This is a genomic window from Enterococcus sp. AZ078 (genome assembly GCF_051714985.1).
GTDB lineage: Bacteria > Bacillota > Bacilli > Lactobacillales > Enterococcaceae > Enterococcus_B > Enterococcus_B hirae.
The window spans coordinates 2,299,526-2,323,351 of record NZ_JBIOSW010000001.1; the positions used below are offsets into that span (position 1 = coordinate 2,299,526).

Consider the following 23,826-nt stretch of genomic DNA (forward strand, 5'->3'; position numbering starts at 1 on the left):
CTCAGTCTCTCTCTTCTAAAATTCTTTCTTATTGTCATCGGAGCTGTTCGCTTCTTTCACAACCTCTTGGTTTAATCGGTATCAAGCATCAGCAACATCTTCAGCAAATTGGCTATTGTACAGTTTTTCATAGAATCCGCCTTGAGCTAACAGCCCTTCATGCGTTCCTTTTTCGATAATTTGTCCTTGATCCATCACTAAGATCAAATCCGCATCACGAATCGTTGAAAGGCGATGAGCAATAACGAAACTTGTTCGTCCTTCCATTACACGATCCATTGCTTTTTGGATCAATGCTTCTAAACGAGTATCGACAGAACTAGTAGCTTCATCAAGTATCAAGATTTTAGGATCAGAAACCACGGCTCTGGCAATAGTCAATAATTGCTTTTGCCCTAACGAAACATTGTCACCTTCAGCGTTGATTTCCATTTCGTACCCATCAGGCATTGTCCGAATAAAATGATCAACGTTAGCTGTTTTTGCTGCATCAACGACTTCATAATCCGTCGCATCTAATTTACCAAAACGAATATTATCAGCAATTGTCCCTTCATAGAGCCAAGCATCTTGAAGAACCATCCCGAATAATGAGCGGACATCACTACGACTCATCGTTTTAGTATCAATACCATCGATTTTTATTGCCCCATGACTCACATCATAAAAACGCATCAATAAATTAATCAGAGTGGTTTTCCCTGCACCGGTTGGCCCGACTACCGCAACAGTTTGACCAGCTTTTACTTCAAAGTTCAAATCTTGAATCAACGGTTTTTTAGGGTCATAAGCAAAATCAACATGTTCAAATGAAACATTTCCTGCTACTGTTTCTGGTAAAGTGACATCCACTTTATTTTCTTTTTCTTCTGGTTCATCTAAAATCTCAAAGACACATCTGGTAGCCGCAGATGCACTTTGCAATACAGAAGATAACTGTGTGATATTCCCCATTGGCTGGCTGATTTGCCAAATATATTGGATAAATGCTTGTAATTGCCCCACAACGATGACACCCGTAATGACGTAAAAACTTCCCAATACAGCCATACCGATATAAGTAGCATATGCGGTCAACTGAACTAAGGGCATCATCAATCCAGATATAAAGGCTGCTCTAAATCCATAATGTTTCAATCGATGATTGACTTGTTTGAATCCTTCAAACGTTTTTTGCTCACGTCCATAAACTTTTAACACACTAAAACCAGTCATATTTTCTTGGACATAACCATTTAAATCCCCTAACGAATTTTGCATTTCTTGGAAATATTTTTGCGAAGCATTGATCACACGTTTTGAAATCCAGATAGATGCAGGAATCATGATCATCGAGATCAACGCCATCAATGGCTGGATATAAAACATCATCGCTGCTGCCAGTGTGATCCCTAAAATAGCATTCACCACACCGATAAACGCTTGCTGTAACGCTCCACTGACTGCGTCTACGTCATTCGTCACCCGAGATAAGATATTTCCTTGTTGATTTTTATCAAAATAAGAAACAGGCAATCGATTGATTTTTTCTTCAATATCTCTTCGCAAATCTTGCATTGCACTTTGCACGACATTCGTCATCAAAACACCTGAAAGTAATTGCGAAACACAATAACCAACGCCCACGATCGTGATCCAAATCAAACAATTGAAAATATAAGAAAAATTAATCGCTTCGTTGTTTGCAATATTGTGACTGATCTCAGTAGTTGGCAATCCGACAACGTAGGGTAAAGCAACGTTGAAAATCACCGTCAAAACAGTAAACAACAGCACAAAGAAAAATGTTAACTGATAAGGTTTGATGTATCGAGCTAATCGTTTTAAGGAAGATAATGTTTGTTTCATGCTAATTCCTCCTTCGATAATTGCGAAGCTGCGATATCATAATAGATTGGACAGTTTTCTAATAATTCACGGTGTGTCCCGATACCTACGACTTCTCCCTCATTCAAGACGATGATTTTATCAGCATGCATGATCGTACCCACTCGCTGCGCCACGATTAACACCGTTGATTCGGTCGTTTCTTTTTTCAAGCGAGCCCGAAGTTTTGCATCCGTTTGATAATCAAGTGCCGAGAAGCTGTCATCAAAAATATAGATTTCCGGACGTCGAATAATAGCTCTGGCAATCGCTAAACGCTGCTTTTGTCCTCCAGAGAAATTAGCTCCACCTTCGGAAAGAAGTTCATCATACCCATCCGTTTTCTTCGAAATGAAGTCCGTTGCTTGTGCGATTTCAGCTGCTCGCTCCATCTCCTCTTGCGTAGCATCTTCTTTTCCATATCTTAAATTATCTGCGATCGTCCCAGTAAATAACAATGCTTTTTGAGGAATAAAGCCAATTTTATCTCTTAATTTACTCAAGCGATAGTCCCTGACATCTACGCCATCAATAAGGATTTCCCCATCACTTACATCGTAAAATCGAGGAATCAATTGAATCAACGTTGACTTCCCGCTACCTGTACTACCGATGAATGCGACTGTCTCTCCTGGTGAAGCAGTAAAACTCACATTACGGATCACGGGTTCTTGTGAATGTCCAGGGTAAGCAAATGTCACATTCTTAAACTCAATATATCCTTTGGTTTTTGTTTCAGATACACCATTTGGATCTTCTTTGATCGACGGTGAGGCATCTAATGCTTCTTGGATACGCCCTGCTGAAACAGCTGCCCGTGGATACATCATAAAGACACTTGCAAACAGCATGAAGGAGAATAATGCATGGAAAATATATTCAATAAATGCAATCAGATCCCCCACTTGAAGAGAACCAGCATCGATTTGAACCGCTCCGCTCCAAATAATCAAGACCATTACAATGTTAAACAGGAAGTAGAATCCAGGCTGTGCAACAGCCATTAAACGAAACAAGCTTTTCGAGCTTTTTGTATAGTTATCATTAACTTTCGCAAATCGTTTTTCTTCAAATTTTTCATTAACGAATGCCCGGATAACACGTAATCCTGAAAGATTTTCACGTAAAATACTATTGATCTTATCCAAATTTTTCTGTTGTTTTTTTGATAACGGTTCAGAAAATTTCGCAATCGCAACCACTGAAAGTAGTAAAAACGGTAGAGCTCCGATCACATAATAACTCAATGAAACACTGGTCCGCATAACCATATAAAGACTGACAACAAACATCATCGGTGTCATAAATCCGATCCGTAAGATATTTTGTAAGAACAGCATAATTTGATAAGCGTCGTTTGTCGTACGCGTGATCAACGAAGCAACCCCTAATGTTTCATATTCTTGGTGAGAATAACTCTGGATTTTCTTGAATAGATCGTCACGAATATCCGCAACGATGTTCGTCGTGATCCGTGAACCAAAATAGCCTAATAGAATATTCATAATGATCCCAACCACAGTAATCACGACCATCAAGATCCCTTGTTGTTTTACATAACCAAAATCGTTGTTACGAATCCCGACATCAATCATACGAGCTAAAATCGTTGGTAAGCCTAACTCAATTAAAATAAAACCAAATACGCAGATGAAATTTAATAACAAATATTTCTTATAGCGCATGGTATAGTGCCACATCAACTTCAAACTCTCATCTCCTTTTAATTAGAATAAATTTAGCTATTAATAAAAATAATAGCACACTCCTATAGTATATAGAACACTTCTCTCATCAAAAATTTTTTTTATTACATTTAAATGATAAAAAACATTTTTCCTTTCCACCTTGTTGATTTCTATACTTATCCACTTTTTTATGCTAAAATAGCAATTAACTATTGTATGAATTTATACAGAAGGTACGGTTGAAAAAATTTCCGAACAGAGAAGCAAAACGAGGCTTGTCTCTTTGATTAGAATCGCTCATTTTAATCAAAGCATATCAAAAAACAGGTGGCTTGACCCCTCGTTTTGTGTTGTCTAAAAAATCAACTAGCTAAATTACTGCGACATGCAGATAAAGGAGACATAAACATGATTTACAAAGTATATTATCAAGAATCAAAAATCCGTAATCCTAAACGGGAAGAAACAAAATCACTTTACATTGAAGCAAATAGTGATGTTGACGCACGTCAACAAGTGGAAGAAAATACCCCATACAACATTGAATTCGTTCAACTTCTAGAAGGCAGTCATCTAGAATACGAAAAAGAAAATGCTGAATTCACATTAGTGGAGTTTTAAAATGAAACTTTCCATCAAAAATAATGAGACAGGCGTCTTTGCTATTGGTGGATTAGGTGAAATCGGGAAAAACACGTATGGGGTACAATTCCAAGATGAGATTATCATCATTGATGCTGGAATCAAGTTTCCAGAAGATGATCTGCTTGGGATTGACTACGTAATTCCTGACTACAACTATATCGTTCAAAATATACACAAAGTGAAAGCACTGGTGATCACGCATGGACACGAAGACCATATCGGTGGCATTCCTTATTTGTTGAAACAAGCGAATATCCCTATTTATGCTGGGCCATTAGCGCTTGCACTGATTACCAATAAGTTGGATGAACATGGATTGCTTAGAGATGCACAATTGCATGAAATCAATGAAGATACCGTGATTCGTTTCAGAAAAACATCGGTCAGCTTTTTTAGAACAACCCATAGTATCCCTGATGCGTTGGGTGTCGTTGTAAAAACACCTTCTGGTAATATCGTTGCAACAGGTGACTTTAAATTTGATTTCACCCCAGTCGGTGAACCTGCTAACCTGCACAAAATGGCACGGATCGGTGAAGAAGGCGTACTCTGCTTGCTATCAGACAGTACAAATGCTGAGATCCCAACATTTACAAAATCAGAAAAAACGATTGGTCTTTCGATCCTAAAGATTTTTGAGAAAATCGAAGGTCGGATCATTTTTGCCAGCTTCGCTTCAAACATCTTCCGTCTACAACAAGCAGCAGATGCAGCGGTTGCTACCGGCAGAAAAATTGCTGTTTTTGGACGCAGTATGGAAAATGCGATCGTTAACGGCCAACGTTTAGGCTATATCAAAGTCCCAGAAGGAACCTTCGTTGATGCACATGAAATCAATCGATTACCTGCGAATGAAACGATGATCTTATGTACTGGTTCTCAAGGTGAACCGATGGCTGCTTTAAGTCGTATTGCTAATGGTACCCATCGCCAAATCCAGATCCAACCAGATGATACCGTCATTTTCTCAAGCTCACCAATTCCTGGGAATACTACCAGCGTCAACCATTTGATCAATTTATTATCTGAAGCTGGTGCAGAAGTCATTCATGGGAAAATCAACAATATCCATACTTCTGGACACGGTGGTCAAGAAGAACAAAAGCTGATGCTTCGTTTGATGAAGCCTAAATACTTTGTTCCAGTCCACGGAGAATTCAGAATGTTGAAGATCCATGCTTCCCTTGCTCAAGATACTGGTGTACCTGCTGAAAATTGCTTTATTATGGAAAATGGAGATGTGTTGGCTTTGACTAGCGAAACCGCTCGTCCAGCCGGACATTTTATTGCCGGTGACGTCTATATCGACGGTAGCGGGATCGGTGACATTGGAAATGTTGTTTTGAGAGACCGTCATTTGTTATCTGAAGAAGGACTAGTTCTGGCAGTTGCTACTGTCGACATCAAAAAGAAAGAAATTTTAGCGGGACCTGATATTTTATCACGTGGCTTTGTTTATATGCGTGAATCAGGTGAGATGATCAATGAGGCGCAACGCATCCTTTTCCATGCATTGCGTGAAGTGTTAAATGCTCCTGATTGCTCTGAACATAAACTGAAAGAAGCCATGACAGGCGCTTTACAACCTTTCTTATTTGAACGAACAGAAAGACATCCAATGATCCTTCCAATGGTCATGACACCTGATGAAGAAAAATAAATGAAAAACTTATAATGGCTACATGCGCCGACTACCTACATAGATGGGTAAAGTTCGGCGCAGTTGTCCATTATAAGTTTTTTTGTAACAAAAAAGAGCGTAATCACTTACGCTCTTAACATGTTTAAATAGGTGAACAACACTTATTTAGTTTACTCGCTCTACTTAAGCTTTTTCAACATTAGCAGCTTGTGGGCCACGATCTGATTCTTCAACATCAAAAGTCACTGCTTGACCTTCTTCTAAAGTTTTGAATCCGTCACCTTGGATAGCTGAAAAGTGAACAAAAACATCGCTTCCGTCTTCACGTGAAATAAAACCAAATCCTTTTTCAGCGTTGAACCATTTAACTGTTCCGTTTTCCATTAATAATACCCTCCTCGTGCCTAAGCACTTAATTGATTGTAACATTGCTCGCGTACGATAGAGGTGCAACAGATGTTTCAACTTCTATTCCCAAACAAAATTACAATACAATTGTACACTTGGTTCTTTTTTTTTGCAAGAAAGCTACTTCCACTTATTCAATTTATTCCTCTTCCATCAATCCCTCCTCTCTCAGACTAAAATACTGTTTGCATCCAATGATCAAATGATCTAAGACATCGATTCCCATCATCTCCCCACATTTTTGAACTCTTTTAGTAAAAAGCAAGTCTTGTTTAGATGGAAGAACATTCCCCGATGGATGATTATGAACTAAAATAATTCTCGCTGCAGAATATCGAACAGCATAATGGAACACTTCTCTTGGATGTGCGATCGTTTGATCCAGGGAACCAATAAATAGCGTTTTTTTCAACAATACTTGATTCTTAGTATCCAAATAAATACAAATCAAATGTTCTTGTTTGTGATCCTTTAATTCTATGATCAATTGATGCGCTAATTCATAGCTGGCATGGATCGTGGGTTGTACCGCTACATGCTGTGTTTGGATTCTTTTTCCTAGCTCGATCAGTGCTTTGATTTCAAGAGCCTTAACCTGACCAATTCCTCGTATTTTTTCCAGCTCCGACAGCGTTGCCTGTCTTAACAGTGCAAGTCCACCAAATGTTTTCAACAAATTACCTGCTAGTTCCAAGACATTATAGGGATGCTGTCCCGTGCGTAATAAAATAGCAAGTAATTCTTGATCAGAGAGTGCTTTCTCTCCGTAAAGCAACATTCGCTCCCTTGGAAGTGAGGTTGCTGGCACAGCATCCAGCAAATTTTTTTCCATAAAATCCCCCCTTTCTTCTTCTCACTAATAAGATACGAAAAAAGGGGGGAGCTATTTTTATTTTTTTAGATATCCTGGTACTTCGTGCAGAGAAGATAAAACTGCTAACGTTTTTTGTTGCAAGTCTTCTGAAGGAGCCAGCAAATCTGGGATCATGATCACTGGGATCTCCGCACTTGCAGCTGCAAGTATCCCATTTTTAGAATCTTCTAGAACTAATGTTTCCTGTTTTTTTGTTCCTAAATATTCATGGGCTAGTAAAAAAATTTCTGGATCGGGCTTAGCACGTTTGACATTTTCTGCCGAAACAATCGTTTCAAAATAGTTTGTCAGTTGGTTCTTTTCCAATAATAGCTCAATAATATGACGTTGGTTACTAGAAGCGACAACTTTAGGTATTCGGTGTTCTTCTAAAAAATCCAGTAATTCGATTACTCCTGGTTTTAATTGCACTGCACCTAAAGAAAACCGTCTGATCGTTTCTTCATAAGCATCATTAATGAATTTTTGGACATTGTTTTTCCCAAAACTTGCAAAGATCTGATGATAATTTGCCCAAACCTCTTCATCTGATACACCTAGATATTTCAAATACAATTCTTTGTCGTAAGGAAAGCCCATTTGATCAGCAACCATTTGCGAGGCTTCATAGTAGACGATTTCTGTGTCAAAGAGTAACCCATCCATGTCAAAAATGACAGCTTTATAATTCATTTTTTCCTCCTAACTGTAACAATAGTGTTCGTACTTCGGAAATAAAGTAAAGGGAACCTGTAACCACTAAGACATCTTCATTGGTCATTTTTTCTAATATTTCAGCTAAACCAAATTGCCATAATGAAACAAGTGAAACTGTTTCATCTACAAGATCAGTCACGGTGCTTAAATCCAATGCTTTCGGGTGTTCAAACGTCGTTAAATACAAATGCGCATTAGGAACTGCTTTTAATTGGGTTAGCATTGCTTCTACATCTTTTGTACTTAGTGCAGAAAATAAAATATTGATCCGATAATCTTTGAACTCTTTCTTCAAATTTTGAACCAAACGGCTGACTGCATGTGTATTATGAGCGCCATCTAAAATAACAAAAGGTTCTTCACTTAATTTTTCCATTCGTCCAGGCCAGTGCGCTTTTTTCAGCCCTTTGCGAATTTCTTTTTCACTAAATGGTATTCCTGTCATCTTGCAGTAAACTTGGTATAGTTCAATTGCCATACCAGCATTTTCTGTCTGATGTTGTCCAATCATGCCAATCGTAAGCGAGGTCATTTTTCCATGCTCATTATGAAATGAAAATACTTCTCCCCATTGCTCAGCTGGATGTTGATAAGTAACTTGATAGTTTTCGCCAAAAATATGAAGGGGGGCATTTCTTAGTCTAGCCTGTATTTTGATTACTTCTAAAGCTCTTTCTTCGATATTTCCCGTAACGACAGGAACCCCTTGCTTGATTATTCCTGCTTTTTGGGCAGCAATTTCTTCAATTGTTTCTCCTAAAATATCCGTATGATCCAAGCCAATCGTGGTGATTCCTGTAAGTAATGGTACGGCAACATTTGTTGAGTCTAGTAAACCGCCTAACCCAACTTCAATAATAGCAACGTCGACTTTTTGACACAAAAAATAATCAAATGCCATTGCTGTCAGCGTTTCAAACTCAGTGATTCCGGCAACTGCTTCAAATCGATCCAAATGTTCAACAAGTGGTCGGTATTTTTGTACAAGCTTGATTAAGTCTTGATCTGGAATTTCTTGTCCATTGATCGAGATTCGTTCATTAAAAGATTCAATATACGGAGAAGTAAATGTCCCCACTGTCAGACCTGCTTCTTCTAGTAGACATCTCAGATACGTAACCGTCGAACCTTTTCCGTTGGTTCCTGCGATATGAATCGTTTTCACCTGTTTTTCTGGATGCCCGACTATCTCTAATAATGCCTCCACTCGATCTAGTCCCGGACGAGAGCCAAATGGCAAGCGGCTATGGATCCAGGCGATTGCTTCTTCTATTTTCATCAACGTTTCCCCCATTCCATATTTATTATAGCAAAAAGCAAGCGGAAACACAGAAAAAGACGTAGTATATGTAAAAGAAGAAGAGATACTGAATAGCCAATTCTGATTCTACTTATTTGTGCTGACGTCTTGCTTTTTACTTAAAAAAAGAGCGGAAATGTTTTTCAACTACTTTCCGCTCTCTTTTGCATTTGTACGATTGTTCGAATGTCAGATTACTGGATTGTTCTTAAGCTGCGGATTCTTTCTGTAACTGCTGCTTGTTTGTCCAAATAATCTTTTTCTTTTGCCCGCTCTGCTTCAACCACTTCTGCTGGCGCATTGGCAACAAAGCGTTCATTGCCTAATTTTCCTTGTACTCGTTTCACTTCATCTGTCCATTTCGCTAGTTCTTTTTCTAACCGTTTGATTTCTTCTTCGATATTGATCAAACCTGCTAATGGTAAGAAAATTTCTGCCCCTGTCAATACAGCTGACATTGCTAGATCAGGCGCAACGATTTCACTTGAGATCGTTAGCTCTTCTGGATTACAGAAACGCTCGATATAGCTGGTATTTTCTGTTAAGAATTGACCGATTTTCGGATCATTGATCTTAATCATTAATGTAATTGGTTTTGATAATGGTGTATTCACTTCAGAACGAATATTACGTACGGAACGAATTAGTTCTTTGAGTACTTCCATCCCTTTTGAAGCTGTTTCATCATTAAATTCCGGATGAACCACCGGATAATCAGCAACTACTAAAGAAGTACCTTGATGTGGGATGTGTTGCCAAATTTCTTCAGTAACAAATGGCATAATTGGATGCAATAGACGCAAAATTTGATCTAACGTATGCACCAAAATACTTTGTGTTGTTTGTTTTGAGACAGCATCATCACCATACAAGACTTCTTTACTCATCTCGATATACCAGTCACAAAAATCATCCCAAATAAAGTTATACAACTGACGCCCAGCTTCCCCAAATTCAAAATGATCAAAGAGTTCAGTAACCTTAGCGATCGTTTCATTTAGACGTGTCAAGATCCAGCGGTCTGCCACAGTTTTCTCGCCAGTTAGCGCAATATCTTCAACTGTCATGCCTTCACTGTTCATAATAACAAAACGTGAAGCATTCCAAATTTTATTAATGAAATTCCAAGCTGCATCCATTTTTTCATAGCTGAAACGGACATCTTGACCAGGTGCTGAACCGTTTGATAAGAACCAACGTAAGGCATCAGCGCCATATTTTTCAATCACTTCCATTGGGTCAATGCCGTTTCCAAGAGATTTACTCATCTTACGTCCTTGCTCGTCCCGAATCAACCCATGAATCAAAACATTTTCAAACGGACGACGATCTGTAAATTCTAAGCTTTGGAAAATCATTCGACTAACCCAGAAGAAGATAATGTCGTAGCCAGTTACTAATGTGCTTGTTGGGAAATAGCGTTGATAATCAGCACTATTTTCATCTGGCCATCCCATCGTTGAAAAAGGCCATAACGCTGAACTAAACCAAGTATCTAATACATCTGGATCTTGTACCCACTCTTCACTATTTTCTGGAGCTTCCATCCCTACATACATTTCACCCGTTTCTTTATGGTACCAAGCCGGGATTTGGTGTCCCCACCACAATTGACGAGAGATAACCCAATCGTGAACATTTTCCATCCAACGTAAAAATGTTTGATTAAAACGTGGTGGGAAAAATTCAACTGCATCATCAGTCTCTTGATTTTTCATTGCTTTCTCAGCTAATGGAGCCATTTTAACAAACCATTGTGTGGACAAGCGTGGTTCAATGACTACTCCCGTACGTTCTGAATGCCCAACATTATGGATCATTTTTTCAATTTTGATCAATCGTCCGATTTCCTTCAAATCAGAGACAATCGCTTTACGTGCTTCGAAACGATCCATACCTGCATATTTTCCAGCTAAGTCATTCATCGTTCCATTTTCGTTCATCACATTTACACGTGGCAGATCATGACGGTTACCTACCTCAAAGTCATTTGGATCATGCGCAGGTGTAATTTTCACTACGCCTGTTCCAAATTCCATATCAACATACGTATCTGCAATAATCGGAATTTCTTTATTTACTAATGGTAAAATTACTTTTTTGCCGATCAACGCTTGATAACGCTCGTCTTCTGGGTGTACAGCAATCGCTGTGTCACCCAACATAGTTTCTGGACGAGTCGTTGCAATTTCCACTACACCCGAACCATCAGCCAGTTCATAGCTCATGTGGTAGAAAGCACCTTCAATCTCTTTGTGGATCACTTCGATATCCGATAAAGCAGTGCGTGCTTGTGGGTCCCAGTTAATGATGTATTCACCACGGTAAATCAAGCCTTTTTCATAAAGTGTCACGAATACTTTACGAACAGCTTCTGACAAGCCATCGTCTAGTGTAAAACGTTCACGACTATAATCGAGAGATAAGCCCATTTTTGCCCATTGTTCACGGATATGGCTTGCATACTCTTCTTTCCATTCCCATACTTGATCCACAAATTTTTCACGTCCTAAGTCATAACGCGAAATTCCTTGTTGACGAAGCTTTTCTTCTACTTTTGCCTGTGTAGCGATCCCAGCATGGTCCATCCCAGGTAACCACAAGGTATCAAAGCCTTGCATCCGTTTTTGACGAATCAGCATGTCTTGTAAAGTCGTATCCCAGGCATGTCCTAAGTGAAGTTTTCCTGTGACATTTGGTGGGGGGATTACGATTGAATAGGGTTTTGCTTTCTGATCGCCACTTGGTTTGAACAAATCTTGTTCCAACCATTTTTCATAACGGCCAGCTTCAACTTCTTGCGGATTGTATTTTGTTGATAGATTTTTTTCTTCCGTCATACTGATGTCCTCCTTAAAAATAAAAAAAGTCCTAAAATACTTTCGTATTTTAGGACGTATTGATTTACGCGGTACCACCTAATTTGTAGCAGTTTCCTACTACCTCTCATGTGAGTTAACGATCACGACTCGTTTATCTCTAGGTTTTATCGGTTTGCTGTACACGATAAAGGGTTCAAGATAAAAACTCCCAAGCTACCTTCACTAGTCTCTCCTAAGAACGTCCCACCATCTCGTTCTCTCTCTAAAAGGCTGTAACTAGTTACTCCTCTTGATCAACGTCATGCCTCATTTTACAATGGTTCAATTTTAAAGTCAATAAAAGACGGTAAGAATCGTATTTCCCCAAATAGTACCTCTTTAGGCTTATGATTCGCCTATTATAAAGAATTGACTAAACAATAAGCAGTAGTGACAATGTTTGCTTATTCAGAACGTGACTGTTCAAATTAATTTTTTAACTCTCTTACAGAAGACTGATTTTTTCCTGCTTCCTTCATCTCATTTAGATTATTAGCCTTATTTGTAGACTGATTCATTCGCTCCTCTAGTGTTTGAATTTTTATTACAGGGTGACTATTAGCCGTTTGAGGTGATTTATTTGTTAGAGATTGATCCCTGATTTCCTTGGGAATTGGTGTTGGTTGAATACCAGCGGACTTCTCTTGATTTAGACTATCAGCCACATTTGTAGACTGATTCATTTGCTCCTCGAATGTTTGATTTTTTATTACAAGGGGCGTTTTGGTTTGTTTATCTGTTAGAGAGTGATTACTGATTCCGAGAGGTGTTAATGTTGGTTCAATACCTTCAGACTTTTCTTTAGGTTGTTCCTTTTTTCTCTCTGGTTCCTTTACTGAATTACTTATTAGAGACTGATTACTTGTTCCCTGAGGCATTGGAGTTGGTTCAACATCTATATTCAGTTCTTTAAGTTGCTTCATTTCCTGTCTATGTGAGTGTAATTTCTCGAAACTCTCAACTAGTCTTTTAATTTTCCATCGATTCTGTTGGTATTCTGAGTCTTTATTAAGATACCCTGCCGTGTATTTAGGATTTATATTTTTAAATACACCAGATGAATATACCAAGAAAGACAAAACAACCTGGGAACAACAATGCTCATCCTTGATTAGTAATTCTTCAATCTGTCGATTCACATCAGACACTAATAGGTTTTTCGGACTTACGTAAGTATTTATAAACTGCTTAATCTTATCGCTTTCCTGTTGCCACCACTCCCTTTCGAATGGAGTCAGCACCTTATTAAGATTTTTAAAATATTTATTATTGTTACTCTCAACTTCATTAATCGTTACCTTCTTAAGATCAACAGAAACTAAAGGAATTTGTTTGCTACACTCGTCAATGACACTTTTTAATTTGGGATATGTATGTATAAAATGTTGTATCTCTTTTTTTTGATTAAGGATATTTGAAAATTGCTCCTCTATACTAAGTCGATCATCTCTAAATTCGTACACCTCAATCACACTATATTTCATTTGTTTTTTAATTTCTTCTTTTTTATTATTTAAATCTTTTTGAAACGTCTCAATTACTTTATTGACTCTGACTTGTTTTGTATTTTTTTTATTTTTTATCTTCAATAAACTATTTTTAATCTTATTTATTACAACTTGGGATTCACTTTGCCGCTTTTTTTCATCCATTGATAAACATTTTTCCGTCCAATTGATGACATCCGATTCAGTAAAATTAATATTTTGTGAACGAAGTGCTTCTTTAATTGATTGAAGGAGAGACTCAGCTTGTGAAAGGTCCTTGGTTTCCTTTAATAGTCCTTCTCCGTCATCCCCAAACCTTTTTTTTAAATCAGTTACATCACTTGAATTTCCCCATTCTCTACTCATTACAGAATAAATGACTGTTGATAAAGTCTCTCCCTCCTTTTTTTGCTGGAGTGCTTCTTCGATTTTTGGAAGTATTTCTTTTTTTGTCTGATAATCTTGTAATAGATTTAATGCTTTTTCCCTATCCGAACGATTCGAACAATCAATTCCTTCTTCACTTAGTGTATGATTAATCGTTTCCAGTATTATAGGAAAAAGGTAATCTACTTTTTGTTTTTTTAAATCTTTTCTTACTTCCCCCACTATATCAAGACCTTTTATTTTATCAATAGGGGCAAGTATTATAGTTTGTGCTTTTTCTCCCATTTCCATGCTTATTGCGGATATTCTTAAGATCACTTCTTTTTCATTCAAAATTTTGTTTGTTTGAATCTTATCCTCTTCATTTAAATAAGTGCTTAATTGATTATTGACTTGTTCAAAGTTTTTTTCCGTCCAGTTTGGGTAATTAACTTTTAACTGAAGCATAATCGTTGCGATCTGCTCGGGTTTTAATTGTTTGAGATAGTCATTGTTCGCCAGTTTATTATCAATTGATCGAAGTCCATTCATGTGTCGCTGATTTTCGATTTCACTCAGATCTTTTTTCATCATTTCCGATAAGGAACTATTTTTTTTTGCTTCTGTCTCCTTTAATTCTTCTTTAAATGCCTGAACTGTTTCAAATTTGTGCCATTGATTTTCACCAAAAACAAGTCTCCCTAAATAGGATAACTGTTTTTTTGACTCTGGAGAATTCAATAATCTATAGAATCTATCAAATCGGTCTATTTTTGCCCCACTATTCAATAAATCTTCTAATTGATCCCCTAAATCTGATCGATTTTCTTTTTTTAGTTTTTCGATGATACTTTTTTTATAAAATTCTAAACGGTCCGTTTCTTTGAAGGAAGTATTGACATGTTGCCTAACAGACTCTTTTACTAATGTGGACTGAGACTCAACATAAATTTGTGTCATCACCTCAACTGTTCCTTGTTCTTCTCCTCTTAATATTTCATCATATTTTACAGCCAACTCTGGGGTTACTTCTTTAGCAATCAAATAAACGAGCTCTTGATCAAGGATTCTTTTTTTTGTGATTATGGTACTTTCTTCTAAATTTATTTTTTTAAAATATGGAATGCTATTACCAATAAACGGCGAATCACTATGATTTGTAGCTATAGAAATATATGTTTTTTTTTCAGCTTCTGATAAATTCTTTCTTTGGAGAAGTTTAGAAATTATTTTATCATCTCTCAAAAAGTCAAAAAACCATTTATACTCATTATTCTTAGAAGATCTATTCATCGTTTCAAAAAATCCATCAATTACGATTTCTCTACATCCTTCTTCATAATCTAGCTCCATATTGACTAATTGTTGGTATTTTACACTGCCCTCGTTTAATAGTTCAAATGTACGAGCTAAAATATCCTCTTTGACTTTAGCTGAGTCCATGCCATATTGTAATTCTATACATATCTCTTTAATTTTTTTCTCGATTTCATCTGTCGATAATTTTATTTTATTAATACTAAACAAAACATTCTCATGAAAAAATTTATCACCATCCACAGATAAACTATTAGTTAAAGATGTTAATAAGTTGAGCTGTTCTGTCAGATTTCTAGTTGGAACCATTAGAAGATCAAAAAGATGAATCTGATTTATTACATTATCAGAATTTTGTTGAAAATAGAGACAAGATTCCACGATCTCTCTCGTTATTACTCTCTCTTGTTTCAGCATCATTATCAGCTCATCAAGAGTTTCAAATCTGTTAATTGCCGTCCCCCCTCTTAATGTATCCAGTAATTGCTGATAGTCTGCAGTTATTTTGTAAGGGAATTTATTCAACACTGCTTTCATTTGGTGGTATCCTTCACTTGTTTTGTCCGAAAACCGTTCCATTTCCATAAGAATTGTATTTTTTACCTTCTCTTGATTCATTTTTACCATCCTTTACATTTTTTTGTTATAGCATCCGTGGCTTGTCTGTTTTGCTAGACATTCATATCTAGCCTGAATCATAAGAATTAAGGATTGTTCCTTTTATGTACATTCAATCAAATCTTAAACTTCATTAGTATTTTTTACTCCAACTTGTTTCATAACCGCCTCCTTCAGATTAACTTTTTTCTTACAACAGTGATTCTATCCATTGCATTCATCTTTATTACTGTCATTCACTCCTAAAAAAAGGTTTCTTCTTTCAAAAAAACCAGTTATTTTATAATCCCTGCATACGATGATACAATGAACTGAAAGCTATTATATCAGTATTATGATTGTAAACAAACAAAAATAGATATAAACATGCGTTATAAAAAAACGCTTAGAAACATTGGCTCTAAGCGCTAAAACTATGGATTGTCATAAAAAAACTTCTGAATATTTCTCGTTAAAAAATATAAGCGTTTGCAATTCTGTCGTCAAATCAATGTATTGAATATTCACATGCTTGGGTACGATCACTCGGTCAGGAGCAAAGTTTAAGATCGCTGATACGCCACCTTTCACAATTTCATCGATTGCTGACTGGGAGTGTTTACTTGGAACCGTTGAAATCGCAACTGTTACTTTTTCTTTTTTGACGATTTCGCCAAACTGTTCGATTGGATAAATAAATTGACCATCGATTTCTTGGTTGACGATTTTAGGGTCATTGTCAAATACACAGACGATATTCAAATTTTCATTTCTTCTAAAATTATTGTGCTTTAAAGCTTTCCCTAGATTCCCATACCCAACTAAGGCAATTCGTTTTTCCTCTTCCGTCTTTAAGATCCGATCAAATACTTCGATCAGATAAGGCACTTCATAACCATAGCCACTGCGCCCCAACTCCCCTAAATATGAAAAATCTCTACGGATCGACGCAGAAGGTACTTGGGTGATTTGACTAAATTCATTTGATTTAATCCGCTTCACACCTGAATCATTGAGCATTTTTAAATAACGTAAATATAAAGGTAGTCTTTTAGCTGTTGCTTTTGGTAAAATCGCTATTTTTTCTCCCATCTTCAAACTCCTTTGTTAATTTCTTCACATAGTCAGTTTATCATTTATCCTCTCTTAGAGCAACAGTAGGGAACATAAAAAAGAGTCTGGGATTGATCCCAGACTCTTAAATAAGTGTAAGAACAAATAAAAAGTAATGTTTTTAAAGTATGTTTTATTAAACATAAAAAAACGGTTCAATCTACTTTCTTATTCTTGTCAAAGCTCACGATAATTTCAAGACTCTTATAACAAATCAGCAAATTCTTCTACTTGTTCAGCTTCGGTAGCTGTATGGATCGTTTCCATTTTTAAACCAGAAAGAGCTCGTTCGATCATTTCTTCGATTGGTAAACGTTCTTCGTATTGATGAACTTTATCAAGTCGTGGTCGGGTCTTTGGTTGAGGTGGGGCAAAAATCGTACAGCAATCTTCAAATGGTTGGACTGAAAGCTCAAAGGTATCGATTTGTTCAGCTACTTCAATGATTTCTAATTTATCCATCGTAGCAACTGGACGAATGATAGGCGTATTCGTTACTTCATTGATAGCAACCATGCTTTGTAAGGTCTGGGAAGCTACTTGTCCTAAAGACTCCCCATTAAGGATAATCAACCCATGGCGTAATCGGCGGATCTCATCCGTTAATCGCAGCATCATCCGTCGAGTAATCGTCATCCAGTACCCTTGCGGAATGTTTTTCTTGATTTCTTCTTGGATCTCAGTAAACGGTACCTCGATAAACTCGATTTTACCGACATAAGGAGTCAATTTTGCTGTTAAATCTTTTGCTTTTTGTAATGCCTGCTCACTCGTGTAAGGTGGACTAGCAAAGTGGACCGCTTCAATTTCGACACCACGCTTCATGGCAAAATAACCAGCCACAGGTGAATCGATCCCACCAGACAACATCAACATGCCTTTACCACTCGTTCCCACTGGCAATCCGCCTGCTCCTTTAATCGTTTCATAGGATAGGTAAGCAGCATCTCGACGGATTTCTACCCGTAGTGGAATATCTGGTTTACGCATTTGTGCTTCTATATCAGGGAAGATATCTACCACCGCATTTCCTAACGTTTGATTTAATTCATTACTTGTTAATTCAAAGTCGTGGTCACTACGTTTCGCAATAATTTTAAAGGTTTCTTTTCCTGTATAGACTTCTTTCATGATAGCTTGAACTGCATCTTTTAACTTTTGAACATCTTTTTCGATTCGAATACTTGGTGAGAAATTTTGGATACCGAAAATTTTAGCCAATTTAGGTATAACTAACGCACTATCAGCACCATTTAACAGTAGGTGCATCCGGTCACGATCAGCATGGATCTTGATTTCGGGAAAATCACTCAATGCTTGACGAACATTTTGAGCAAGTTGCATAATAAAACTTTTACGGTTTTTTCCTTTTGTTGACAGTTCACCATAGCGGACCATGATTTCACTATATTTCACAAAAACACTCCTTATTGATTAATTGATGGTTGAAAATTTCTTATATAATTGTTTAAAAATGATCATAAATTGTTCTACTTCTGCCATAGAATTACTTTCATCTAAACTAATGCGAACAGCTGACGTAGCTAAATCATCAGGCACATGCATGGCATGCAACGTGCTACTTGCAAGGTGTTTACGAGAAGAACAAGCACTAGTTGTAGAAATAAATATTTGTTTTTCTTCTAACGCATGAACAAGGACTTCTCCTCGAATCCCTTTGAGTGAAAAACATAAGATATGTGGTGCATAATCTTCTCCCTCTGAAAAAATAGTCACTTTTTCATAGACTTTCAAAGCGTTGATCAATGCCTCTTTTAAATGTTTGGTGTGATCTGGCTTTTGAAGTTTTCGATCCAGTGCAATTCGTAAGGCTTTCGCCATTGCGACAATCGCAGGAACATTTTCTGTTCCACTTCGTTGATTTTTTTCTTGGCCACCACCATTAAGAAGCGGTGCTAAACGTCGTCCCTTCTTCCAATAAATAAAACCTATACCACGTGGTCCATGAAATTTATGAGCTGAAAACGTCGCAAAATCAACTCTTTCGGTCAGCCATTCAGATAAAGAAACTTTTCCGATTGCTTGCACAGCATCCACATGAAAATGGATTTTAGGGTATTCTTTTAGCAACTCACTGATTTCTAAAATTGGTTGGATTGATCCAATTTCGTTATTGACTGCCATGATTGAAACCAATACCGTGTCTTTACGAATTAGTTTCTTCAATTCATCAACAATGACAAATCCTTGATTATTTACTGGCGCTATACTAACTTCTACCCCTAGAGATTTAAGTTGTTCAGCTGTTTCACTTACAGCAGGATGTTCTATCCCAGAGATGATCATGTGGTTTCCATATTCACGTTTTTCAATCATCGTCCCTTTAAGTACCCAATTATCGCCTTCTGTCCCACCAGAAGTAAAATAAATTTCATCTGGAGTAACAGTGATCAGCTCAGCAATTTGTTTTCTAGCTTGTTGTAACAAACGGTTTGCTTGATTGCCTAAATCATGCAAACTTGACGGATTCCCAATAATCCGCTGACTTGTCTTTATATAGGCATCTAAACTTTGCGGAAAGATTGGGGTTGTCGCACTATTATCAAAATATATCATAAGAAACCCCTCTTTTTTGAAATTCTTTACTATTATAACGGTTGTCCCAATTGCTTTCAAGAGGAGGTTGTTTTTTCAGAAAGTTTCGTGTAATTGAACACGAAAAAAGACAACACTTGGTGGATTGACCAGTGTTGCCTTTTTAGTTAGTTTTATTAAACTAAATCAGGATTCTTAAAATAAAAATCTTCAATTCGCTTGAAAGCACCAGGTTCAACACGTTCGAGTGCTGTACCGATCTCGTCCAAAGCTTCTTGATAATGATGTTCCTTATTGAATAAGTAATAACTTTTATCAATTGCTTCTCTGATTTCTTCATGTGTGTGGCGATAACGATTTGCATACTGTAGCATTTGTTCTGTCAGTGCTGCAGCATCCACTAAATCATGCGTTTTCTTATCAAGTAAGTCTAAATCTTCTTCACATAACGTAACTAAGCGATTGACTTCTTCCATATTGACTCTGATTTTATTTAGCACGATACTTAGCTCTTCAATCCGATCAGTTGCCACAAAGAAAAATTCTAAATAATCATTTGGTAGACCAGGCAAACGTTGTTGTTCCACAAAACGTTTCAAATTACGCAATTTAAATTCGAAAGTATCGATTTTTTCTTGCGCTTCTTTTTCACCTTTTCTTAACTCGTGTAGTGAGTCATCGATTTCAACTTGTTGGTTTTCGATATCTTCTAAAACTTTGAATACTTTTTTATAGAAAGTCCGTACTTCAGAATATGGTAGCAAGTGTTGCTGGATTTGTGGTTTCATCTGTTCGTTTTGACGTTCAATTTCTTCCACTTCTGTTTGGAATCCGCGTACTCGACCAATTTCATTATGATTCAACGCATAACTTTGAGCAGTATGATCTAACTCAATCAATAATTGACGATTGTTTTTTGTGGCATGTTTGATGTATTGTTCAATGGTTGCTTGATTGGTTGTGACATAATTTTGGGCTTCCATTTCCCGCTCTAGAATGTCGTAGAGCGAATCAATCATACTAGCAGTTTCACGATTCTCGAATTCAACCGTTTCAACTTCTGTTTTTTCAAGATTTGCTAATGAACTTTCAATACGATGGCTTACTTTTTCAATCTCACCAACAAGATCTTCTTCTGGGAAAACATATTGTTCCTGCATCAATTTTTCATAAGTTTGCTGGATTTCTTCCAGTTGTTCTGGGAAAGTAGTGTTCAAATCTTCAAATAGCGGCGGAACTTTTTTCATCAAAGCTTCAACTTCATACGTATGTTTTTCTGCTTTATCCAAAACTTCTCGAGCTTCAACAGGATCACCTGAAGTATTCAATGCAACAAATTGCGTGAATTCATTTTCGATCATCTTGACTTGCTTTTGTAATTCAGGAAACGCAGGACCGTATTCTTGCTCATCTTCTCTGATTGTTTCTTTCAGTTCTTCATAGACATCCAAAGCTTGCTGAACCGCTAGTGAATTACGTTCTTCTGTTTCACGTAACTCTTTTAGTCCATCACGAATCTCAGAAACTTTCTTTTCCATTTGGTCCATGGTTTTTTCTGCTTCGATCACAGCTTTTTTACCTTTTAAAAATCGGAAACTCTCATTAAGATTTTCTACTTCAAAAATTTGACTTTCTAACTCAGCAAACGAGGAAGTGGATATGTCATTCCATTTTTGACTCCATTCACGAAAGGTATTTTGGCTTTGCCCCACCAGATGCATTTTTTTAACATCATCGACTTCTTCAATCACAGGCAAGTCGAATAATTCTTCCTTGCGCTTTTCCAAGGCGTCCAATCGATCTTGGTTTTTTTTCTTCATATAGTAACTAACCAAAAAGACGACTAGGGCGACTATAATGATTGCTATGACGATTCCGATGATAACATTATTTCCCATTTAAGGTACCTCCGTTTTCAATATGCATCTATTTTTTATGCTTAGTTAAATAATTTGTGTGCATAAAACAATAAATACGTCTTCCGTGCAAAAGACATCTATTGTAAATTATAACACACAATTTTTAAGCATTCACTAACTTCATCGAAAATCTTTTATTCCTACCTAGAAAATAGCATAACCAGTATGAAACGCCGGTTTATTTTGGTTTGTTTCGTCTATTCAAGACTGTTTCTTTCGAGTCGCTTGGGCGATTTGCCGTTGAATTTCTTTGGCGATCTTAGGTTCAGGGGCACACTGCTCTTCCCAGTTATCAGGTTTTAATACCTTATTCGTGACCGGATGATAATGTGGTTTACCATCTGGGAATAATTTCCCCATGTTTGCTTGGTGAACGATCTCAAATATCTTCGTAGGATCAACACCCAATAATGAAAAAGAACCATAAGTAAAATATAAAAGATCGGTTAAAGCATCGACTTGCTCGATCAAAGGTGCTTGTCCCCATTCTTTTTTAGTCAACATTTTTTGTTCTGCTTTCTCTAATGCTTCGTGAAGAGCTGTTACTCCTTCGTGTAATTGTTCCTGATCTCCCTGACAATTGGCCGCAATCAATTCGACTAATTCTTCGATTTTAAATTCTGCACGATAAATGGCTGCTTGTTTCGAAAATGCAGTCGGTACATCAGGTGAACGAGGGTCAAAAATTTCATGAAACTCCTCTACTTGTTGAAAGGGTGTTTTCTCAGACATCTTTTTCTACCTTCTTTTCTTACTTCTCTTAACATTTTTACTGAAGTCTAGTCTATCAACTATTTTAGTAAATCAAACCATAATGCTTCAGTCCTTGATAAATTCCGTCTTTTTCATTGGTATCCGTCACATAATCAGCAGCTTGCTTAACTTCTTTTTGAGCATTCCCCATAGCAACCCCGATTCCGACACCTTCCAGCATCTCAATGTCGTTATAATGATCACCAAATGCCATGATCTCGGTCATTTCGATCCCCATGTCTTTGGCAAAGGCTGCAATTCCTGAAAGCTTTGAGCCACCTTTTGGAATGATATCAACGGTATACGCATTGGACCGTTGAAAGCTGCACTCCGGAAACCGCTCTTCTAATTTTTCTTGTTCTGATTCCTGACTCAATAAAATGCATTGGTAAATTGGCTCATCAAGAATCTCCAGTGCTTCATATCGCTTTTTCTGCCGATGTGGGCTAAACATTTGCAGTCCTTTTTTCATCAATCGAACGGGAAATTTTTTTGGTAATAAACTAACTAAACGTTTGATTAAAATCGACTGTCCTAATAGCATCGTGGTCGAACCAGCTAGTTGATCTCTTCCACCAAAAATGATCTGGCGATGGTTCTTATCAGCATATTCCACGATCTTACTTAAAACGACTTGATCAAATGGTTGATCTACAATCGTTCGTTCGGCAGTAAATACCAATTGTCCATTATAGACAACATACATATCTAATTCCAATTCATCAATCACTTCTTTGATTTTAACTGGACTCCGCCCAGTTGCTACACCACACAATATCCCATTTTTTCTAGCATAGCTAATCGCACGTTTAGTCGAAGCAAGTGCTTTTGAACGGTCGTTGACTAATGTGCCATCAATATCAAAAAAAATTGCTTTGATCATTCAACGCTCCCTCTCTAAAATAAATCCATTTGTTGTGGGTTTAAGCCTTCCGGTTTTATTTTTAATATTTTTTGTAAAGCTAACGCATTTTCTGCAGCATCTCCACCAGAATTGTTGTTAAAGATAATTCCGATTTCTTTCGTTTTTGAGCTAACAGAGTCAATAGCAGTTGCTAGTTCACTCAGTTCCTGCTCAGAATAGCGATAAAGAGTTCTTTTTTTACGCCAATCTTTATCATTGGCCTGCCAACCTTGAGCATTTCTTCCGTGAAACCTGAAAAGAGCAAAGTCTGGATTCGTGATGAATGGGTCAAAAGGAACTGTTGTGTTTAACAACTGTGGTTCATCAATTACTGCCAAAGAAAATTCTGCTCGAGTCATGAAGCTTCTCGTGCGCTCAACGAATTCCTCACTGTACCACGAAAAGTCCCGAAGTTCGATTGCTACCGGATAGCCAGCAAACCATTTTCGAAGCTTACGTAGGTATTGTACACTTTCCTTGGTGCATTTAAAGGAAGCTGGAAATTGGACTAAAAAACAAAAAAGCTTGTTCGCATCACTCATTGGTTTCATTACTTCCAGAAATTTAGCAATCATTTCTTCTTCTGTTTGATAATATTTTTCCCAGTCTCCTTGACCACTAATCCCTTGATACGCCTTAACAACAAAACGAAAATCATTTGGAACCTCTTGCACCCATTTTTCTACCGAAGTTCGTCTTGGGATTCCATAGTAAGCTGTATCAAGCTCCACTAATGGCAAATATCTAGCATACTCATAAAGTGTGTTATTCTTTTTTCCAGTCAATTTATCATGTTCTTTAAATGAGGTTAATCCGATTCGTATCATTTCAAGC

Annotated in this window: 17 protein-coding genes and 1 other annotated feature; of the genes, 2 read left to right on the forward strand and 15 right to left on the reverse strand. The window is 37.2% G+C overall.

The genetic code is table 11. From position 1 onward, the window contains the following. Positions 1-81: 81 nt before the first annotated feature. Entirely contained in the window at positions 82-1,848 is a 1,767-nt protein-coding gene (gene efrB / locus IGJ18_RS10775; RefSeq protein WP_438843310.1) for a multidrug efflux ABC transporter subunit EfrB, read from the reverse strand. After that, entirely contained in the window at positions 1,845-3,575 is a 1,731-nt protein-coding gene (gene efrA, locus IGJ18_RS10780; protein ID WP_010738063.1) for a multidrug efflux ABC transporter subunit EfrA, read from the reverse strand. Before efrA ends, efrB begins: the two co-directional genes overlap by 4 nt. Before the next feature lie 387 nt (positions 3,576-3,962). Here efrA and IGJ18_RS10785 point away from each other — a divergent pair, with 387 nt between their 5' ends. Together IGJ18_RS10785 and rnjA are read left to right on the forward strand one after the other, a co-directional pair. Then, positions 3,963-4,175: a DNA-directed RNA polymerase subunit epsilon gene (locus IGJ18_RS10785; protein WP_010718722.1), complete on the forward strand. Its 213-nt coding sequence runs from the start codon at positions 3,963-3,965 to the stop codon at positions 4,173-4,175. A 1-nt stretch (position 4,176) separates the two neighbouring features. Then, positions 4,177-5,859 carry a ribonuclease J1 gene (gene rnjA, locus IGJ18_RS10790; RefSeq protein WP_010718723.1) on the forward strand — a complete coding sequence of 561 codons (1,683 nt, stop codon included), beginning with the start codon at positions 4,177-4,179 and terminating at the stop codon, positions 5,857-5,859. A 165-nt stretch (positions 5,860-6,024) separates the two neighbouring features. Here rnjA and IGJ18_RS10795 read toward each other — a convergent pair whose 3' ends face one another. The 13 genes from IGJ18_RS10795 to IGJ18_RS10855 all read right to left on the reverse strand — a co-directional run bounded on the left by IGJ18_RS10795 (position 6,025) and on the right by IGJ18_RS10855 (position 23,819). After that, complete coding sequence (locus IGJ18_RS10795) at positions 6,025-6,225, reverse strand: cold-shock protein (RefSeq protein ID WP_010718724.1); 201 nt, start codon at positions 6,223-6,225, stop codon at positions 6,025-6,027. 163 nt (positions 6,226-6,388) lie between these two features. After that, complete coding sequence (gene radC, locus IGJ18_RS10800; RefSeq protein ID WP_034698946.1) at positions 6,389-7,081, reverse strand: RadC family protein; 693 nt, start codon at positions 7,079-7,081, stop codon at positions 6,389-6,391. Between the two features lie 57 nt (positions 7,082-7,138). Further along, entirely contained in the window at positions 7,139-7,795 is a 657-nt protein-coding gene (locus tag IGJ18_RS10805; RefSeq protein ID WP_010718726.1) for an HAD family hydrolase, read from the reverse strand. Beyond that, positions 7,785-9,098, reverse strand: coding sequence for a bifunctional folylpolyglutamate synthase/dihydrofolate synthase (locus IGJ18_RS10810; protein WP_438843311.1), 1,314 nt, complete (start codon positions 9,096-9,098; stop codon positions 7,785-7,787). The genes IGJ18_RS10805 and IGJ18_RS10810 overlap by 11 nt, the downstream gene beginning before the upstream one ends. Positions 9,099-9,313: 215 nt before the next feature. After that, positions 9,314-11,959 (reverse strand): valine--tRNA ligase, encoded by a 2,646-nt coding sequence (locus IGJ18_RS10815; protein WP_096710025.1) that lies wholly within the window; start codon positions 11,957-11,959, stop codon positions 9,314-9,316. A gap of 47 nt (positions 11,960-12,006) precedes the next feature. After that, positions 12,007-12,247: a binding site (T-box leader), on the reverse strand. A 161-nt stretch (positions 12,248-12,408) separates the two neighbouring features. Then, a complete protein-coding gene (locus IGJ18_RS10820) occupies positions 12,409-15,768 on the reverse strand; it encodes a hypothetical protein (protein ID WP_438843312.1) in 3,360 nt (1,119 codons plus the stop codon). Between the two features lie 423 nt (positions 15,769-16,191). Continuing rightward, on the reverse strand, positions 16,192-16,839 hold the full coding sequence (locus IGJ18_RS10825) for a redox-sensing transcriptional repressor Rex (protein ID WP_438843313.1): 648 nt from the start codon (positions 16,837-16,839) through the stop codon (positions 16,192-16,194). A gap of 225 nt (positions 16,840-17,064) precedes the next feature. Then, positions 17,065-18,276, reverse strand: coding sequence for a tRNA uracil 4-sulfurtransferase ThiI (thiI, locus tag IGJ18_RS10830; protein WP_010718731.1), 1,212 nt, complete (start codon positions 18,274-18,276; stop codon positions 17,065-17,067). 18 nt (positions 18,277-18,294) lie between these two features. Then, positions 18,295-19,437 (reverse strand): cysteine desulfurase family protein, encoded by a 1,143-nt coding sequence (locus tag IGJ18_RS10835; protein WP_207426795.1) that lies wholly within the window; start codon positions 19,435-19,437, stop codon positions 18,295-18,297. 155 nt (positions 19,438-19,592) lie between these two features. Further along, the gene (locus IGJ18_RS10840) at positions 19,593-21,314 is read right to left on the reverse strand and encodes a septation ring formation regulator EzrA (RefSeq protein WP_010718733.1); all 1,722 of its coding nucleotides are present in this window, start codon (positions 21,312-21,314) and stop codon (positions 19,593-19,595) included. Positions 21,315-21,536: 222 nt separating this feature from the next. Then, on the reverse strand, positions 21,537-22,067 hold the full coding sequence (locus IGJ18_RS10845) for an HAD family hydrolase (RefSeq protein ID WP_311817234.1): 531 nt from the start codon (positions 22,065-22,067) through the stop codon (positions 21,537-21,539). 64 nt (positions 22,068-22,131) lie between these two features. Continuing rightward, complete coding sequence (locus tag IGJ18_RS10850) at positions 22,132-22,971, reverse strand: Cof-type HAD-IIB family hydrolase (RefSeq protein WP_010738072.1); 840 nt, start codon at positions 22,969-22,971, stop codon at positions 22,132-22,134. A gap of 14 nt (positions 22,972-22,985) precedes the next feature. Further along, positions 22,986-23,819 (reverse strand): DUF72 domain-containing protein, encoded by an 834-nt coding sequence (locus IGJ18_RS10855; protein WP_311817233.1) that lies wholly within the window; start codon positions 23,817-23,819, stop codon positions 22,986-22,988. Between the last annotated feature and the right edge of the window lie 7 nt (positions 23,820-23,826).

Bases quoted from the DNA above. Each gene is read 5' to 3' on its own strand.
- efrB (WP_438843310.1), bottom strand. From the start codon at position 1,848: ATGAAACAAACATTATCTTCCTTAAAACGATTAGCTCGATACATCAAA.
- IGJ18_RS10785 (WP_010718722.1), top strand. From the start codon at position 3,963: ATGATTTACAAAGTATATTATCAAGAATCAAAAATCCGTAATCCTAAA.
- rnjA (WP_010718723.1), top strand. From the start codon at position 4,177: ATGAAACTTTCCATCAAAAATAATGAGACAGGCGTCTTTGCTATTGGT.
- IGJ18_RS10795 (WP_010718724.1), bottom strand. From the start codon at position 6,225: ATGGAAAACGGAACAGTTAAATGGTTCAACGCTGAAAAAGGATTTGGT.
- radC (WP_034698946.1), bottom strand. From the start codon at position 7,081: ATGGAAAAAAATTTGCTGGATGCTGTGCCAGCAACCTCACTTCCAAGG.
- IGJ18_RS10805 (WP_010718726.1), bottom strand. From the start codon at position 7,795: ATGAATTATAAAGCTGTCATTTTTGACATGGATGGGTTACTCTTTGAC.
- IGJ18_RS10810 (WP_438843311.1), bottom strand. From the start codon at position 9,098: ATGAAAATAGAAGAAGCAATCGCCTGGATCCATAGCCGCTTGCCATTT.
- IGJ18_RS10815 (WP_096710025.1), bottom strand. From the start codon at position 11,959: ATGACGGAAGAAAAAAATCTATCAACAAAATACAATCCGCAAGAAGTT.
- IGJ18_RS10820 (WP_438843312.1), bottom strand. From the start codon at position 15,768: ATGAATCAAGAGAAGGTAAAAAATACAATTCTTATGGAAATGGAACGG.
- IGJ18_RS10825 (WP_438843313.1), bottom strand. From the start codon at position 16,839: ATGGGAGAAAAAATAGCGATTTTACCAAAAGCAACAGCTAAAAGACTA.
- IGJ18_RS10835 (WP_207426795.1), bottom strand. From the start codon at position 19,437: ATGATATATTTTGATAATAGTGCGACAACCCCAATCTTTCCGCAAAGT.
- IGJ18_RS10840 (WP_010718733.1), bottom strand. From the start codon at position 21,314: ATGGGAAATAATGTTATCATCGGAATCGTCATAGCAATCATTATAGTC.
- IGJ18_RS10845 (WP_311817234.1), bottom strand. From the start codon at position 22,067: ATGTCTGAGAAAACACCCTTTCAACAAGTAGAGGAGTTTCATGAAATT.
- IGJ18_RS10850 (WP_010738072.1), bottom strand. From the start codon at position 22,971: ATGATCAAAGCAATTTTTTTTGATATTGATGGCACATTAGTCAACGAC.
- IGJ18_RS10855 (WP_311817233.1), bottom strand. From the start codon at position 23,819: ATGATACGAATCGGATTAACCTCATTTAAAGAACATGATAAATTGACT.